This is a genomic window from Burkholderia cepacia ATCC 25416 (assembly GCF_001411495.1).
In the GTDB taxonomy this organism is placed as follows: Bacteria; Pseudomonadota; Gammaproteobacteria; order Burkholderiales; family Burkholderiaceae; genus Burkholderia; species Burkholderia cepacia.
Genome location: NZ_CP012982.1, coordinates 285,704 through 302,534, shown reverse-complemented (window position 1 = coordinate 302,534; position 16,831 = coordinate 285,704). Strand labels below are relative to the sequence as shown.

Sequence of the window (16,831 nt, the reverse complement as noted above, 5' to 3'; positions counted from 1 at the left end):
CGACACATCAAGAAACTACGGAGACTCACGATGAACCACAGCAGCGAGCGCCCGGCCGGTCCGGCCGGCGGCGCGGATTCCCGTCATGCCGACCCCGACGCGATGTTTGCATCGCACGAAGCGGGTTACGCGAAGCAGTTGAAGCCGCGGCACGTGCAGATGATCGCGATGGGCGGTGCGATCGGCACCGGCCTCTTTCTCGGTGCGGGTGGACGCCTGCAGAGCGCGGGGCCCGCGCTCGCGCTCGTGTATCTCGTCTGCGGCGTGTTCGCCTTCCTGATCATGCGCGCGCTCGGCGAGCTGGTGATGCACCGGCCGACCAGCGGCAGCTTCGTGTCGTACGCGCGGGAGTTCATGGGCGAGCGCGCATCGTTCGTCGCGGGCTGGATGTACTACCTGAACTGGGCGACGACCGGCATCGTCGACATCACGGCGGTCGCGATCTACATGAAGTACTGGGCCGTGTTCACGGACGTGCCGCAGTGGGTGTTCGCGCTCGGTGCGCTCGGGATCGTGTCGGTGATGAACATGATCGGCGTGAAGGTGTTCGGCGAGATGGAGTTCTGGTTCTCGCTCGTCAAGGTGGGGACGCTCGCGGTGTTCCTCGCGGTCGGCGCGGTGTTTCTCGCGAGCGGCCATCCGGTCGCCGGGCAGATGCCGGGGCTTCACCTGGTCGCGGATCACGGCGGGATCTTTCCGCACGGCCTCCTGCCGGCCGTGCTGATCGTGCAGGGCGTGGTGTTCGCGTACGCGAGCATCGAGCTCGTCGGCGTCGCGGCGGGCGAGACGGCCGATGCGCGCAAGGTCCTGCCGAAAGCCATCAACAGCGTGATGTGGCGTATTGCGCTGTTCTATGTCGGCTCCGTCGTGCTGTTGACGATGCTGCTGCCGTGGACGGCATACAGCTCGCACGAAAGCCCGTTCGTGACGTTCTTCAGCAAGCTCGGCGTGCCGTACGTCGGCACCGTGATGAACGTCGTGGTGCTGACCGCCGCGCTGTCGAGCCTGAATTCCGGCCTCTATTCGACCGGGCGCGTGCTGCGCTCGCTGGCGATGGGCGGATCGGCGCCGCGCTTCGTGTCGCGGATGAACGCGCGCGGCGTGCCGTACGGCGGGATCCTGATCACGGTCGCGATCAACGCGATCGGCGTGCCGTTGAACTACATCGTGCCGGCGCAGGCGTTCGAGGTCGTGCTGAACATGGCGTCGCTCGGGATCATCACGACGTGGGGCTTCATCGTCATGTGCCAGATCCTGTTCCGCCGCGCGGTCGATCGCGGCGAGCTGAAGGCGGTGTCGTTCCGGATGCCCGGCGCGCCGTTCACGTCGTGGCTCACGCTGGCCTTCCTCGTCGGCGTGCTGGTGCTGATGGCGTTCGACTATCCGGGCGGCACGTGGACCATCGCGATGATTCCGGTCGTCGTGCTCGCACTCGTGGTGGGCTGGAAGCTGGCGAAGCGCGGTGCCGCGCGAGAACAGGCGGCGAATGTGCGTACGTCCGTCGCCGCGGGTGCCGTCGCCGATCCGGCGCGGGGCGCCTGACGGTACACGCCGGGCGCGCCGGCGCGGTCGCGCCCGGCGCGCCGGTACGGTCAGTTCAAGCCGGCGCGTTCGCCGACCCATCGGCCGAAATCGCCGGCCATCTCCGCGGTCAGTTCGTGGCCGGCATCATACAGCCGCGTGTCGTGCGCGACACTGAGCGCCGTGAGTTTCGCGTCGGCGGTGTCGGCCCACGCGACGGGCAGCTTGTCGTCGAAGCGGCCGTGCACGATCAGCGCATGGAGCGGGCGAAGCGCATCGCGCGGCGCGATCAGCGGATCGATTTCGGGCAGGATGCGCCCGCACAGCACCGCGAAGGCGGCGACATCGTCCGGCGACGTGAGGCCGACGCCCGCGCTCATGATGCCGCCCTGGCTGAAGCCGGCGATCACGGTCGGCAATGCGGCGCCCGCGCCGTCGCGGGCGCGGAATGCACGCAGCAGCGTGATCAGTTGAATGCGGCTTTCGTCCGCGCGGGCCGCGTCGATTTCGGGGCCGTTCGGGCCGAAGCGCACCGGAAACCATGCATGCTGGCCGGGCCCGAACGTGAGCGGGCCGCGCAGGAACGCGATCTCGATCCGGGGATCGATGATGCCGGCCAGGTTCAGCAGGTTGGTTTCGTTGCCGCCGACGCCATGCAGCAGCAACAGGCGGGCAACGGGGCGGCCGGCGGCCGGGCGCAGCCGGTATGGGAGGCCCGACTCGGGATCGGTGGTCAGCGGCAGGACGTCGGTCATTGCGTGAATCCGGAAAGGGAACGATGCGACAGTCTAGAGCGTACGGGCGGGCGGGTGAATCGTCGGCGAGCGATTGATTGTTTCCTGGGAGGAATGAATTCGACGCATCGAGCCTGCCGCTCATGCGCAGGCGATGCCGCCGCCACGCCCGAACCCGCTAGGGAAAACCATAGTGCCCGGAATGCCGCGCGCGCAAGAGCGAGTAAGCGCGCAGTCAGCTTCGCTATTCAGAATCGCCGAACTCATTCAAAAAGCAAACCAGGAGACAGGCGATGCATGATGGGTTGGTGAAAAAAATCGAAGCGCATCCGAAGTACGCGCTGCTCAAGCGACGGCGCAATACGCTCGGTGTCTTTCTGACCGCGCTGATGTTGATCGTCTACTACGGCTACATCGCGCTGATCGCATTCGACAAGTCGTTTCTCGCGAAGCCCGTGAGCACCGGCGTGACGAGTGTCGGCGTGCCGATCGGCATGGCGGTGATCGTGTTCACCGTCGTCATCACCGGCATCTACGTGCGCCGCGCGAACAACGAATACGACCAACTGACGCAGGACATCCTGCAGGACGTCGCCCGATGAAGAAGACACTTTCGACGATGCTGGTCGCGCTGCTGGCCGCGAGCGCGTGCGGCGTGGCCGTCGCGGGCGGCGGCGATGTCGGGCAGACCGCCAAGCAGGCGACCAACACCACGGCCATCGTCCTGTTCGCGCTGTTCGTGGCCGGGACGCTGTGGATCACCAAGTGGGCGGCTTCCCGCACGCGTTCCGCGGCGGATTTCTATACGGCCGGCGGCGGCATTACCGGGTTTCAGAACGGGCTGGCGATCTCGGGCGACTACATGTCGGCCGCCTCCTTCCTCGGCATTTCCGCCGCGGTGATGACCTCGGGTTACGACGGCCTGATCTATTCGATCGGCTTTCTGGTCGGCTGGCCGGTCATCACGTTCCTGATGGCCGAGCGGCTGCGCAACCTCGGCAAGTTCACCTTCGCCGACGTCGCGGGCTACCGCTTCGAGCAGGGGCCGATCCGCAGTTTCGCTGCAATCGGCACGCTGGTGGTGGTGGCGTTCTACCTGATCGCGCAGATGGTGGGCGCGGGGCAGCTCATCAAGCTGCTGTTCGGTCTCGACTACTGGGTGGCTGTCGTGATCGTGGGCGCGCTGATGATGGTCTACGTGCTGTTCGGCGGCATGACCGCGACCACCTGGGTGCAGATCATCAAGGCGTGCCTGCTGCTCGCGGGCGTGACGTTCATGGCGATCATGGTGCTCGCGCAGTACGGCTTCAGCCCGGAGGCGTTGTTCGCCCACGCCGTGGAGGTCAAGACCGCGATTGCCGCGAATGCCGGCAAATCGACGGACGACGCGACCCGTATCGGGCTGTCCGTCATGTCGCCGGGCGGGTTCATCAAGGATCCGGTCTCGGCCATCTCGTTCGGCATGGCGCTGATGTTCGGCACCGCCGGCCTGCCGCACATCCTGATGCGCTTCTTCACGGTGCCGGATGCGAAGGAAGCGCGCAAGTCGGTGTTCTGGGCCACCACCTGGATCGGCTATTTCTATGTGCTGATCTTCATCATCGGCTTCGGCGCGATCACGCTGGTGCTGACCAATCCGGAACTGTCCGACGTGGCCAAGGGCGTGATCAAGGGCGGCGCGGGCACGGCCAACATGGCCGCGGTGCTGGTGGCCAAGACGGTGGGCGGCGACGTGTTCTACGGCTTCATCTCGGCCGTGGCCTTCGCGACGATCCTGGCGGTGGTCGCCGGGCTCACGCTGTCCGGCGCCTCCGCGGTGTCGCATGATCTTTATGCGACCGTCTTCAAGAACGGCAAGGCCGACAGTGCCGACGAGCTGAAGGTGTCGCGCATCACGACGCTGGTGCTCGGCGTGATCGCCGTGCTGCTGGGCATCGCGTTCGAGAAGCAGAACGTCGCGTTCATGGTGTCGCTGGCCTTTGCCGTGGCGGCGTCGGCCAACTTCCCGGTGCTGTTCCTGTCGATGATGTGGAAGGGATGCACCACGCGCGGCGCGGTCATCGGCGGGTTCCTGGGGCTGGTCTCGTCGGTGGGGCTGACCATCGTGTCGCCGTCGGTGTGGGAGGCAACGCTCGGTTATCCGAAGGGTTCGGCCTGGTTCCCGTACACGTCGCCCGCGCTGTTCTCGATGACCATCGGCTTCGTGGGCGTGTGGCTGTTCTCGGTGCTTGACTCGAGCGCGCGCGCACGGTTGGAGAAGGGCGCGTTCGCCGCGCAGCAGGTGCGCTCGGAAACGGGCCTGGGGGCGACCCGCGCCAGCAGCCACTGACCGGCCGCCGGTCACGCCCGCTCCGGGGCCGACGATGCCGTTCATCGCATCGTCGGCCCCGGGGCGGGCGGTATCGTTTTCAGCCGTCCGTCCAATGATTCACCGGCAATAAAAAATCGCGAATTCAACCGGATTCGCCGATAATTCGCAAACGTTTTGCGAAAGTCATATAACGGTTAATTCGCGGATCGAATAAATAAAAATATATCCGTATCCCGGATTTCCGGTCACGCACAGGCACCGACAGAAGCCCAGAGGCAGAGGGTTAACGGCAGATCCCGGCAATACTTTAGGGTTCTTTCGCCACAATTATTCATTGCATTTTTATCAATGAACGATTGATTTCCGGTCATCGGAGCGTCATACACCATCCCCGATAATTCGGCGCTCACATTCTTTCAATAGACCAAACGGCGATCGAAGCCGGATCGCTGCGGGGAGCTGTACTCATGACCATCCGTCATCGCATTACGCTGCTAGTCGTCCTGACGTTCTTCGCGCTGTCCGCGATCGGCATCTATGCCGTGTACCAGACGCGCAAGAGCGCGTCGGAGGTGCGTCAGGTCACCCAGGGCATCGTGCCGAGCGCGCTCGCGTCGGCCGATCTCGTCGCCGATGTGAAGAACATCCAGATCGCGACGATGACGCTCGTCTACGCGCCCGACGCGAATACCGCCGCCCAGGCGCGCGACGAGCTGAAGGCGAAGCAGGCCGCGCTGCGCGCCGCGCTCGACGTGCAGGCGAAGTCGGCGGTCGGCCAGGCGCAGGTCGGGCTCGTGTCGCAGGCGAAGGACAGCGCCGCGAACTATTTCGCGGCGATCGACGACACCGTGAAGATGAAGGCCGACGGCAAGCCCGAGATGGCGCAGGCGTACCTGTTCGCGAACGTCGCGCAGTATCGCGACGAACTCGAAAGCATCGTCGACACGCTGCGCGTCGAGAAGAACCGCCAGAAGGACGTCGCGATCAGCGCGCTGAACGGGATGCTCTCGACGACGGCGACCGCGATCGCGGGCGTCGCCGGCACGGTGATCGTGCTGCTGACCGCGCTCGGCTTGCTGCTGTATCGCCAGATCACGCGCCCGCTGATCGGGATGCAGACGGCGATGAGCGAGATCGCGGCGAGCCAGGATTTCACGCGCCGCGTACCGGTGGGCCGGATGGACGAAATCGGCCATTCGATCGTCGCGTTCAACGGGATGATCGAGAAGATCCAGGAGAACGCCGCGCAGCTCAAGCAGAAGACGGCGGACATCCAGGCGATGCTGCAGAACATGCAGCAGGGGATCCTGACCGTCGTCGAAGGCGGCGTCGTGCATGCCGAGTATTCGGCGTACCTCGAGACCATCTTCGAGACGAGCGACATCGCCGGCCGCGACCTGATGGCGCTCGTGTTCGACGATTCGGCGATCGGCGCCGACGCGCGTTCGCAGGTCGACGCGGCCGTGCATGCGTGCCTCGGCGAAGACAGCATGAACTTCGAGTTCAACGAGCACCTGCTGGTGAATGAAGTCGCGAAGCGGATGCCGGACGGCCGCGAGAAGTGGCTCGACCTGAGCTGGTCGGCGATCACCGACGAGACCGACACGGTGGTGCGCTTGATGCTGTGCGTGCGCGACGTGACCGAGATCCGCGAGCTGACCGCGCAGGCCGGCGAGCAGCAGCGCCGCCTCGAGATGATCGGCGAGATCCTGTCGATCAGCCAGGACAAGTTCCACGACTTCGTGCACAGCGCGAAGGGTTTCCTCAGCGAGAACGAGCGGATGATCCGCCAGCACGAGCGCGCCGATCACTCGATCGTCGCGGCGCTGTTCCGCAACATGCACACGATCAAGGGCAATGCACGCACGTACAGCCTCCAGCACCTGACGAACATCGTCCACGAAGCGGAGCAGGCGTACGACTCGCTGCGCCGCGCGGACGGCGGCCCCGAGTGGAACCGCGACGCGCTGATGGACGACCTGGCGCGCGTGCGCGAGGCCGTCGAGCACTACGCGACGATCAATGCGGTCACGTTGGGCCGCAGCGGTGACGCGGTGCAGGGCGGCGCCGACTTCCTGATGGTCGAGCGCGCGCACATCAGCGAGAGCCTGCGCGTGCTCGACGGCGCCGATCCGGCGAACGCGGCCGACTGGCACGCGGCACGCGATGCCGTACGCCGCATGCTGAGCCAGCTCGGCACGCAGGGGATCGGCGATGCGCTCGGCGGCGTGATCGAGTCGCTGCCGTCGCTCGCGGCCGAACTCGGCAAGCCGGCGCCCGTCGTGCATATCGACAGCCATGGCCAGCGCGTGCGCAGCGAAATCGTCGCGACGCTGAAGAACGTGTTCATGCACCTGCTGCGCAACGCGATCGACCACGGGATCGAATCGTCCGACGAACGGCGCGCGGCCGGCAAGGCGGCATCCGGCACGATCGACATCGCGGTCGGCGTGGGCGGCGGCGAGCTGTGGTTCGTGCTGAGCGACGACGGCCGCGGCCTCGCGCTCGACCGGATTCGCGGCATCGCGCGCGAGCGTGGCTGGATCGATGCCGACCACGACGCGGCGCTGTCCGACGACGCGGTGGCCGAGCTGATCTTCCGCCCCGGCTTCTCGACCGCGAGTGCCGTGACCGAAGTGTCGGGGCGCGGCGTCGGCATGGACGCGGTGCGCAACTTCCTGAAGCGCGACGGTGGCGATATCGCGCTGCGCTTCACCGACGATCGTGTCGGCGCGCCGTACCGTGCATTCGAAACGATCGTGTCGTTGCCGGCCCGCTTCGCGGCGGACGGTGCCGCGCACGAGCGCGCGCGCAGCGCGGACGTCGGCGTTGTGGAGTGACGAAGTGATCGTGCAGGCGTGGATGATCCAGATGGCCGCCGCGCTGGCGGGCGGCGCAGTCGTCGCAATCGTGGCGGCGATCGCATTTCGCGTGATGCGCAAGCGGCTCGTCGCGGCGCTGGAGCGCGATGCGCATGCGTTGCGCGGTGCGCTCGACGCGGCCGGCGAGCGTGCCGAACAGGCGGCGTCCGCGCACGCGGAGGCGGCCGACGCATGGGCGCACCGCGAGGCGCAGCTCGAGGATGCGCTGGCACGCGAGACTTCCGCGGCCGGCACGCAGCGCGACGCGCTGCAGGCCATGTCGGCCGATCGCACCGCGCTGGCGCAGCACGCGCAGAAGATCGCCGACGAAGCCGCGCGCCTGCGCGGGCTCGCCGGCACCTTCGAGCGCTGGCACGAGCAGATGATCTCGCTGACCACGCAGAACCAGGACATGCGCACGAAGAACCAGGAGCTGTCGGCGATCGTCGCGCACGTGTCGATCGTGTCGCTGAACGCGTCGATCGAGGCGGCGCGCGCCGGCACGGCCGGGCGCGGCTTCTCGATCGTCGCGAGCGAGGTGCGCGGGCTGGCCGCGCGCTCGCAGCAACTGTCGAACAGCTATCGCGACAGCCTGAACCGTAACGATCTCGTGACGGCCGCGACGTTCCAGGACATCCAGGCCGGCGGCAAGATGATCACGGCCGCGCTGGCGACCGTCGAGGCGCTGGCCGGGCAACTGCACGCGCGGATCGACGGAGGCGCGGCGTGATCAGCGCGCAGGCAAAAGCCGGTTTCGAGCGGATTTTCTTCGATGCGGCGCGCACGCGGCTCGCATCCGGCGGTGCGTGCGACATCCGGCCGTCCGCCGGCGCGGCGCATGACGGGCACGATCGCGCGCACGCGAAGTCGCGCGCGAAGCCGACGGTGCCCGAGCACGTCGCGGCGCTGACGATCTCGGCGCTGCATTTCCGCCTGCTGCTCGCGCTGCGCTTCAGCGACGACGACGCGACGCGCCGCCGTTTCGCCGGCGCGACAGCGGGCACCGGCAGCCAGCGGCCGCTGCCCGAAGCGTTCATGGAAGTCGCGAACCTGTGCTGCGGCGCGATCAACCAGGCGCTGACCGCACCGTTTCCCGACCTGGGGATGTCGACGCCTTATCTGCTGAGCGGATCGAGCATCGATTACCTGGGCGCGCTATCGCCCGATCACGTGGCCGCTTACGACCTGACGCTCGACGGCGGCGTGCGGGTCGGCGCGACGCTGTGCGTATGCGCGAACGCGCCGGTCGATTTCCATGTGCCTGACACGGCCGTGATGGAAAGCGGCGGCGAGCTCGAACTGTTCTGACCGACCCCGACCGACCATTAGGAAACCTTGAGATGACCGTAGACCAACCCGTCAGCAAGGTGCTCGTGCTGGACGACAGTCGCGCGCACGCCGACGCGATCAAGCGTTTCTGCGACGAGCACAACCTGGTCGGCCTGACCGTGCGGCGCAACCGGCTGCTGAAGGTGCTGCGCTCGAACATCGACCTCGGCGCGATCCTGCTGGCCGAGGATTACGGCGGCTCGCCGGCCGAGAGCGCGATCATCGCGACGCAGATCGATGCGCTGCGCCCCGAGCTGCCGATCATCCTGCGCCGCGACGCGCACGCGTCGCGCGACGGGTTGCCGGAGGCGCTCGCGCGCGTTGCGTGCGCGGCCTACGTCGCAGACGACATGACGCCGCTCAAGCGCGCGATCGACGAATACCTGTTCGGCCGCGATTACCCGAACGCGCTCGTGCGCGGCATCTCGGAGATCACCGAGGCGCGCCTCGACGGCCTGTTCCCGGGCATGACGATCGAGCACGAAACGCCGTGCATCGTGCGCGACCAGATCATCTTCGGCGAAGTGTTCAGCCTGATCGCACTCGAAAGTGCGTGGTGCCGCGGCTACATGCTGCTGCAGACGAGCGAGCAGCCGCTGCTCGACATGCTCGGCGGCACGCGCGACGCCGGCCGCGCGCCGGATTTCCGCGACGTGAACAGCATGCTCGGCGAGCTCACCAATCTCGTGTGGGGCGCGTTCAAGAACCGCTATCTCGGCGACGCCGAGGCGCTGGCGCGCCATCCGGTGCAGGTGCCGCTCGTCGTCAATCACAAGCAGAAGTTCATCTCGTTCGGCGGCGACTGCCCGCAGCTCTGCTTCAAGTACCGGATGACCGATCCGGCATCGGGGCGCGCCGTCTGCATCGACCAGCGCTTCGTGTTCAGCCTGAGCTGGTCGCCGGAGGATTTCCGCGAATCGGTGCAGGACGTCGGACCGATGGTCGAATCGGGTGAACTCGAACTGTTTTGAATGTTGAAGTCGCAACAAGGAAAGGGGAATACAGCATGGCAAAGATTCTGGTGGTCGACGATTCGGGCACGGTGCGCGACGAGGTCGCGGGCTTCCTGCGCAATCACGGGCTCGACGTCGCGACGGCCGTCGACGGCAAGGACGGGCTCGCGAAGCTCAAGGCGACGCCCGGCGTGCGCCTCGTGATCAGCGACGTGAACATGCCGAACATGGACGGTCTGACAATGGTCGAGAAGATCCGCGGCGAACTGGCGAATTCGACGGTCAACGTCGTGATGCTGACGACCGAAAGCAGCCCGGCGATGAAGGAGCGCGGCAAGGCCGCCGGCGTGAAGGGATGGATCGTGAAGCCGTTCAAGGGCGACGCGGTGCTCGAGGCGTTGAAGAAGCTCGCGGGCTGACGCGCGTCGGCGACGTCAGCTTGCAGGACGGTGCGACGGTCGAGGTCCGCTCCGCACCGCAGACGCCCGCGATGACTGCGCGGATGAATACGTTCGGCGCGATCCGGGGCGGTGTGCTGGCCATTGGTGCCATGGGTGCCGTCTTTTCCTCGGTGGCGTCGGGCATCTGTGGCCGGGCGGGCGCGGGTGGCGCAGCGGGCGGCTCCCGGTCGCGCGCTGAAGCGGTCCCCCGTTCGTTACCGGGCGTCCGGCGCGGCGCTCGCGAATTCGTCGACGACGGCTTCGATCACCGCCTGCACGCGTGCGGTCTTGTAGAGATCGGCATGCGCGACGAGCCACACGTCGAAATGATTGCATCGTCGGGGCATGAGGCGCACCAGTTCCGGCTCGGCTTCGGCGCGGAAGCACGGCAGCTCCGCAATGCCGAGCCCCGCAAGCGCGGCCTCGACCAGCATCATCGTCGACGATGTCTGGAACATCACGCGGCCGCGCGACGTCGGTTCGCCGCACAGGGCGTCCCACATCGTCGGCACCACCGGCTGCTGGTACATCACCAGGTCGTGTCCTTCGAACGCACTGCCTGCGACCGGTTCGCCACGCTCGGCCAGGTAGCGGCGCGATGCGTAGATGCCCGTTTCGAGATGCCCGAGCCGCCTGACGATCAGGTCCGGTGATTCCGGCCGCAACGTGCGAATTGCGAGATCCGCTTCGCGGCGCGTGAGATTGGCGATTTCGGCCGACGTCACGCACACGACGTCGATGCCGGCATGCCTGCGCCGCAAGCTGGCGATGGCGGGAATCACGAAACGCTTGCCGAGCGAGTCGGTCGTGGCGATGCGCACCGACCCGGCAAGCTGCTCGTCGAGCCCCATCACGCGTCGCTCGATGGTGAGCGATGCCCGTTCCATCGTTTCGGCGGGTTCGAGCAGCGCTTCGCCCGCGGTCGTCAGCACATAGAGGGTCGGGGTTCGGAGAAACAGGCGGGCCGAGAGTTCGTCTTCGAGCGCGGCGATCCGACGCCCCACCGTCGCCTGATCGACGTTCAGTTGCGCCGCGGCGCCGCGAAGCGTGCCGGTGCGCGCAAGGGCCAGGAAGAAGCGGGCGTTGTCCCAGTTCATACGGGTCGGCAGTGTCATCGGGCAGGGCGGCGGCGGGGAGTGGAGATGCATATCTGCATCAGGCAAATGCGAAATTATCACTTTTCTGCATCGTGCGCCGTTTCTAGACTCCCGGGATCTGCCTGGAGGTTTCATGCCCGATTGCCATCCCGTTTCCCTTCCCGTATCCATCACGACAGCGTGCCGCCCGACGGCCCGCGAACGCCGCTTCACGCTTGCGCTCGTCGCGATCGGCATGTTCATGGCGGTACTCGATACGACGATCGTCAACGTTGCGCTGCCCGCGATGCGCGCGAATCTCGGTGCGACGGTCGCGGCGCTCGCGTGGATCGTCGACGCGTATACGCTCAGTTTCGCCGCGCTGATTCTCGCGGGCGGCGCGCTGTCCGACCGGTTCGGTGCCAAGCACGTCTATCTCGCGGGGCTGGCGCTGTTCGTCGCGGCATCGGCCGGATGCGGCTTCGCGCCGTCCGTGGCCGTCCTCGTGGCCGCGCGATTCGTGCAGGGCATGGGCGCCGCGCTCTTTTTACCCGCGTCGCTCGCGGTCGTGCGCAGCACCTTCGACGTGCCTGCCGAGCGGGCGCGGGCGATTGCGGTATGGGCGGGCATCGCGTCGGTCGCGGTGGCTGTGGGCCCGGTGCTGGGCGGCGTCCTCGTGGACGATTTCGGCTGGCGCAGCGCATTCCTGATCAATGTGCCGACCGGCGCGGTCGCTCTTGCCGGGGCGGCCGTGCTCGTTCGGGCGTCGGTCGCGCGGCATGCGCGCCAATTCGATTGGGCCGGCCAGTGTGTCGGTGCGATCGCGCTCGGTGCGCTGTGTTTTGCCGTGATCGAGCTGCCGACGCGCGGCCCGGGTGCGGCGGAAGTCCGGGGCGCGCTGCTGGTCGCCGGTCTTGCCGCCGGCGCGCTGGTCATCATCGAACGGCGTGCTCGCGATCCGATGGTTCCGCTGGCGTGGTTTCGCAATCGCACCTTCGTCGCGATGAACCTGATGGGCAGCCTCGTTTATGTCGGGTACTTCGGCCTGCTGTTCGTCCTGAGCCTGTACCTGCACGGGCGCTTCGGCATGAGCGCGCGGCAGACGGGGCTGACGCTGTTGCCGTTCGCGCTGAGCCTGTCGCTCGGCAATCTGCTGTCTGGAAAATTGCAAGGCCGTGTCCATCCGGTCCGGCTGATGGCGAACGGTCTCGGGATGGCGGCGCTGGCCATGCCGGCACTCGCGGCCGCGTTGACGCTGCGTGCGCCGTGGCCGGTGGCCTGGGCGGCGATGGCCGCGTTCGGCACCGGGACCGCGCTGTCCGTGGCGCCGATGATCGCGACCGTACTCGAACAGGTGCCCGCGGACGCGGCGGGCGTGGCGTCGGGATTCCTCAATGCGGCGAGACAGGCAGGCAGCCTGTTCGGTGTGGCCATCGCCAGCGCCGCGACGATACTGCTGCCGAATCCGACCGCCGCCCTATGGGCGATCGCGGCGGTCGGTTGTATCGCCTATGCGACGGCCGCTCTTGCCGCGCGGACGGCAGGCACGGCGAGGGCCGCGCAACGGCGCGGTTGATGCGCGAGTCGCCTGGTTGTTGCACGACGGCACGCCGGCTACTGCGCATGCATGCGCGTCCGCGCGACTGGACGCCGCACGGAATGTGGAGGACGATTTCAACACCGTGCCGTGAACGGGCGTGCATCACCGCCGCCCGTTCGCGCCGCGCCGAATCCTGCCGAACCCCGTCGAGCGAATCATCATGGAATCCCATCAAGAGACTGCCGAGCCGATCCTGTTGCACGACGCGCACGACGGCGTCGTCACGCTGCGACTGAATCGCCCGCAGCAATTCAACGCGTTATCCGAGGCGATGCTCGCGAGCCTGCACGATGCGTTCGATACGCTGGCGGCCGATCCGCACGTGCGCTGCGTTGTGCTGGCCGCCGAAGGCCGGGCGTTCTGCGCGGGCCACGACCTGCGGCAGATGCGCGGCACACCCGAGCTCGATTACTACCGCACGCTGTTCGCGCAGTGCAGCCGCGTGATGCTCGCGATGCGCGCGTTGCCGGTGCCGGTGATCGCACGCGTGCACGGCATCGCGACGGCGGCCGGTTGCCAGCTCGTCGCCGCGTGCGATCTGGCCGTCGCGGCCGATACCGCGCGCTTCGCGGTATCGGGCATCAACGTCGGGCTGTTCTGTTCGACGCCGGCCGTTGCGTTGAGCCGCAACGTCACGGCGAAGCGCGCGTTCGACATGCTCGTGACCGGGCGTTTCGTCGATGCGGCGACGGCCGCCGCGTGGGGGCTCGTCAACGAGGCCGTGCCCGAGGACGCGCTCGACGCGGCCGTCACACGCAAGGTCGCCGAGATCGTCGCGAAGAGCCCGGCCGCGGTGCGGTACGGCAAGCAGATGTTCTATCGCCAGCGCGAGTTGCCGCTCGACGAAGCCTATGCGTATGCGGGCGACGTGATGGCGCGCAACATGATGGAAGAGGATGCGGGCGAAGGGATCGACGCGTTCCTCGAGAAGCGCAAGCCGACGTGGCGTTCGTAGTGCGACGTCGAAGGCCGGCGAACGGCGCGGAAGGGCCGTAACCCGGGCCTGTCCCGTACACCGGAAAACGAACGGGCTGCCCGAGGCAGCCCGCAACCGAAGCGGCACTTGCAGCGCGCCGCCGCAGCGACTCGGGTCAGCGCCCGTAGCTTCCGGTCCGCAGCGCCGGCTGTTCGCCCGACGCACCGGGCGGCACGATCACGACCGGCACGCGGCGCGCGAGCGCACACATCAGCTCGTAGCCGATCGTGCCGCTGGCTTCCGCCACGTCGTCCACCTTCACCTGGTCGCCCCACAGCTCGACGCTCGACCCGATGCCCGCGTCCGGGCACGGCGTCAGGTCGACGGTCAGCATGTCCATCGACACGCGGCCGACGACGCGCGTCATCACGCCGTCCACCGCGATCGGCGTGCCGGTCGGCGCGTGGCGCGGATAGCCGTCCGCATAACCGCATGCGACGACGCCGATCCGCATCGGCCGGTCGGCCGTGAAGCGGCGGCCGTAGCCGACGGTTTCTTCCGGCGCGAGCGTCTGCACGCCGATGATCTTGCTCGTCAGCGTCATCGCGGGCATCAGCGGCGTGTCGGCGATATCCCGCGACGCACCCGTCGGCGATGCACCGTACAGGATCGTGCCGGGCCGCACCCAGTCGCGGTGCGCGTGCGGATGCCACAGCACGGCCGCCGAGTTCGACGTCGAGCGCTCGCCGGGAATCCCCGCCGTGGCCGCATCGAACTGTTCGAGCTGCCAGTCGGCCTGGCCTTCGTCGGCGTTCGCGAAATGCATCATCAGCGTGATCTTGCCGATCGACGGCGCGCCGGCCGCGCGCTCCCACGCCGCGCGGAAAACGTCGGGCCGGTAGCCGAGGCGGTTCATCCCGGAGTTCATCTTGAGCTGGATGTCGATCGGCTGCCGCGGCTTTGCCGCGATTAGAAGGTCGAGCTGTTCGTCGCAGTGCACCGACACCGTCAGCCGATGACGGTCGGCCAGCTCGACGTCGGCCGGCTCGAAGATCCCTTCGAGCAGCAGCACGGGCTTGTCCCAGCCGAGCTCGCGCACGCGCACGGCTTCGTCGAGGTCGAGCAGCGCGATGCCGTCGGCGGCGGCGAGGCCCGGATAGATCCGCTCGATGCCGTGGCCGTATGCGTCGGCCTTGACGACGGCCCACACGCGCGATTGCGCGGCGGTGCGGCGGATGAAGTCGAGGTTGTGGCGGATGGCGTCAGGGCGGATATGGGCGACGATGGGACGGGGCATGGCGATGTCTCGGATCGGATGTCGTTGGGCGCGCGCGGCGGCGTGGGTTCGGCAGTCCGGCGCGAAAACACGCCGGGCCAGTGTTGAACGCTATCTTATTGGTGTTCGACCAGTTTTAATTAACGTATTTGTCGACGATTTGGTGGAAATTTTTGTGTTCGTCCCGGCTGGGCGCGGCTGTCGACAGGCCGCGCAGCCGAGTCTCCCGTCTAGAAAACCGGTGCGCGAACGGCATGACGCAATGCTAAGCTCTCGGCGATCTTGTCATTGATCAATGTAACGATAAAGGAGGAGACTTTTGATGACGACGTCCCAGCTGTGCCTGTTCATCGTCGCGCTGCTGCCGTTCACGATGACGTTTCTCGCGAAGGCCCGCAAGGGTTACGACAACCGCGCGCCGCGCGACTACCTGGCGAAGCTCGAAGGCTGGCGCGCGCGGGCGCAGGCCGCGCACCAGAACGCATGGGAGGCGCTCGCGCTGTTCACGGCCGCGCTGGTGGTGGCATGGCACAACGGCGCGAACGTGCATCGCGTCGACCAGCTCGCGATGGCGTTCGTCGCGATCCGGATCGTCTACTTGCTGATGTACCTGCTGAACTGGGCGTCGCTGCGTTCGCTCGTGTGGTTCGGCGGGATGGCGTGCGTGGTCGCGTTGTTCTTCGCTGCGCCGTAGGCGCCGGCAGGCAAGGCGAGGCCGGCTTCGTGCGCCGGCCCGTCAGGCGCCGCCCGCGCCGCGCGCGTGGCTGTCGTTGGATGCGGGCGCAACGATCTTCGCGCGCGTGGCGGGTGGCGCGGCTTCGGCTTCGGCTTCGCGACGCAGGAACGCGATCAACGGATCGAGCAGCCGGTGCCGCGCGGACGGGTTGCGACGCAGCACGAAGCGCCATGACGCATCGCGTGCGAGGCCCGGCACCAGCGGCACCAGGCGCCCGCTGCGCAGTTCGGGCTCGATCAGCGGCACGCGGCCGAGCGCGATGCCCGCGCCGCCGACCGCCGCGCCGATCACCTGGCTGAAACTGCTGTAACGGACGATCTTCGTCTCGAAGTCGTCCGGCAAGCCGAATTCCGATGCCCAGTTGTGCCAGTCGATCTCGGGGCTGTTCTCGTGCATCTCCTGCAGCAGCCGCGAGCGGCACACGTGCCCCGATGCGTACGGAAACAGCTCGGGGCTGCACACCGGGAACACCGTCTCCCGGATCAGCACGTCGTCGTCGTCCCGCAGCCGGTGCGCGGGCACGTGCACGATCGCCAGATCGACGCCGCTGCGCGCGAAATCCGGTTCGTCGTCGAGCACGACGGCGTGCAGCGGCGTGTCGGGATGAAGCGACGAGAATTCCGCGAGGCGGCGTGCGAGCCACATTGCCGAAAACGGCGCGTTGGCGGAGACGGTGAGCCGTTGCGCGGTGCCGCGAATCTCGGCGCAGGCATCGGTGAGGCGCGACAGCGCATCGCTGACGGCCGGCAGCAGGCGCTCGCCGGCCGGCGTGAGGCCGATGCCGCCGAGCCCCGTGCTGCGTTCGAGCAGCCGCGCGCCGAGCGATTCCTCGAGCGCGCGAATCTGGTGGCTGACCGCGCTCGTCGATACGTTCAGCTCGACCGCCGCGCGCGCGAACCCGCCGAGGCGGACGGCCGCCTCGAAAGCCCGCAACGCGCTGAGGGGAGGGAGGTGCGACATGGCGGGTATTGTAGTTGACTCAACACCCGTTGAAAAATCATCTTTTGCCGCGCGCGGGCCGCGCGGGTAGCCTCGATCCGGTCAAGAAAAAATGCAACCAGACACTACCGGAGGGCTT

15 protein-coding genes are annotated in these 16,831 nt (G+C 67.4%); 11 read left to right on the top strand and 4 right to left on the bottom strand.

Going from position 1 to position 16,831, the window contains the following annotated elements; all coding sequences use genetic code 11:
- The first annotated feature begins 30 nt into the window (after positions 1–30).
- Entirely contained in the window at positions 31–1,542 is a 1,512-nt protein-coding gene (locus APZ15_RS18770) for an amino acid permease (RefSeq protein WP_027791266.1), read from the top strand.
- Positions 1,543–1,592: 50 nt separating this feature from the next.
- Here the strand turns inward: APZ15_RS18770 and APZ15_RS18765 are convergent, their stop codons facing one another.
- The gene (locus APZ15_RS18765) at positions 1,593–2,276 is read right to left on the bottom strand and encodes an alpha/beta hydrolase (protein ID WP_027791267.1); all 684 of its coding nucleotides are present in this window, start codon (positions 2,274–2,276) and stop codon (positions 1,593–1,595) included.
- Positions 2,277–2,548: 272 nt separating this feature from the next.
- Between APZ15_RS18765 and APZ15_RS18760 the strand changes: the two genes are divergently transcribed.
- From APZ15_RS18760 to APZ15_RS18730, 7 genes are all read left to right on the top strand, one after another.
- Complete coding sequence (locus tag APZ15_RS18760) at positions 2,549–2,857, top strand: DUF485 domain-containing protein (RefSeq protein WP_027791268.1); 309 nt, start codon at positions 2,549–2,551, stop codon at positions 2,855–2,857.
- A complete protein-coding gene (locus tag APZ15_RS18755; RefSeq protein ID WP_027791269.1) occupies positions 2,854–4,584 on the top strand; it encodes a cation acetate symporter in 1,731 nt (576 codons plus the stop codon). The genes APZ15_RS18760 and APZ15_RS18755 overlap by 4 nt, the downstream gene beginning before the upstream one ends.
- 449 nt (positions 4,585–5,033) lie before the next feature.
- Positions 5,034–7,406, top strand: coding sequence for an ATP-binding protein (locus tag APZ15_RS18750; RefSeq protein WP_027791270.1), 2,373 nt, complete (start codon positions 5,034–5,036; stop codon positions 7,404–7,406).
- Positions 7,407–7,416: 10 nt separating this feature from the next.
- Entirely contained in the window at positions 7,417–8,157 is a 741-nt protein-coding gene (locus APZ15_RS18745; protein WP_370448774.1) for a methyl-accepting chemotaxis protein, read from the top strand.
- Entirely contained in the window at positions 8,154–8,735 is a 582-nt protein-coding gene (locus APZ15_RS18740) for a hypothetical protein (RefSeq protein ID WP_027791272.1), read from the top strand. The genes APZ15_RS18745 and APZ15_RS18740 overlap by 4 nt, the downstream gene beginning before the upstream one ends.
- A 32-nt stretch (positions 8,736–8,767) precedes the next feature.
- Complete coding sequence (locus APZ15_RS18735) at positions 8,768–9,727, top strand: chemotaxis protein CheX (RefSeq protein WP_027791273.1); 960 nt, start codon at positions 8,768–8,770, stop codon at positions 9,725–9,727.
- A 35-nt stretch (positions 9,728–9,762) separates the two neighbouring features.
- A complete protein-coding gene (locus APZ15_RS18730) occupies positions 9,763–10,128 on the top strand; it encodes a response regulator (RefSeq protein ID WP_027791274.1) in 366 nt (121 codons plus the stop codon).
- Positions 10,129–10,364: 236 nt separating this feature from the next.
- On the opposite strand, the gene APZ15_RS18725 is transcribed toward APZ15_RS18730, so the two are convergent.
- Positions 10,365–11,246, bottom strand: coding sequence for a LysR family transcriptional regulator (locus APZ15_RS18725; RefSeq protein ID WP_027791275.1), 882 nt, complete (start codon positions 11,244–11,246; stop codon positions 10,365–10,367).
- Between the two features lie 133 nt (positions 11,247–11,379).
- Between APZ15_RS18725 and APZ15_RS18720 the strand changes: the two genes are divergently transcribed.
- Both APZ15_RS18720 and APZ15_RS18715 read left to right on the top strand, forming a co-directional pair.
- The gene (locus APZ15_RS18720; RefSeq protein WP_027791276.1) at positions 11,380–12,801 is read left to right on the top strand and encodes an MFS transporter; all 1,422 of its coding nucleotides are present in this window, start codon (positions 11,380–11,382) and stop codon (positions 12,799–12,801) included.
- A 184-nt stretch (positions 12,802–12,985) separates the two neighbouring features.
- Positions 12,986–13,780, top strand: coding sequence for an enoyl-CoA hydratase (locus APZ15_RS18715; protein WP_027791277.1), 795 nt, complete (start codon positions 12,986–12,988; stop codon positions 13,778–13,780).
- A gap of 136 nt (positions 13,781–13,916) precedes the next feature.
- Here the strand turns inward: APZ15_RS18715 and alr are convergent, their stop codons facing one another.
- Entirely contained in the window at positions 13,917–15,038 is a 1,122-nt protein-coding gene (gene alr, locus APZ15_RS18710; RefSeq protein ID WP_027791278.1) for an alanine racemase, read from the bottom strand.
- A gap of 301 nt (positions 15,039–15,339) precedes the next feature.
- On the opposite strand from alr, the gene APZ15_RS18705 reads away from it, so the two are divergent.
- The gene (locus APZ15_RS18705; RefSeq protein ID WP_027791279.1) at positions 15,340–15,711 is read left to right on the top strand and encodes an MAPEG family protein; all 372 of its coding nucleotides are present in this window, start codon (positions 15,340–15,342) and stop codon (positions 15,709–15,711) included.
- Between the two features lie 42 nt (positions 15,712–15,753).
- Here APZ15_RS18705 and APZ15_RS18700 read toward each other — a convergent pair whose 3' ends face one another.
- A complete protein-coding gene (locus APZ15_RS18700) occupies positions 15,754–16,713 on the bottom strand; it encodes a LysR family transcriptional regulator (protein ID WP_027791280.1) in 960 nt (319 codons plus the stop codon).
- Positions 16,714–16,831: the final 118 nt, after the last annotated feature.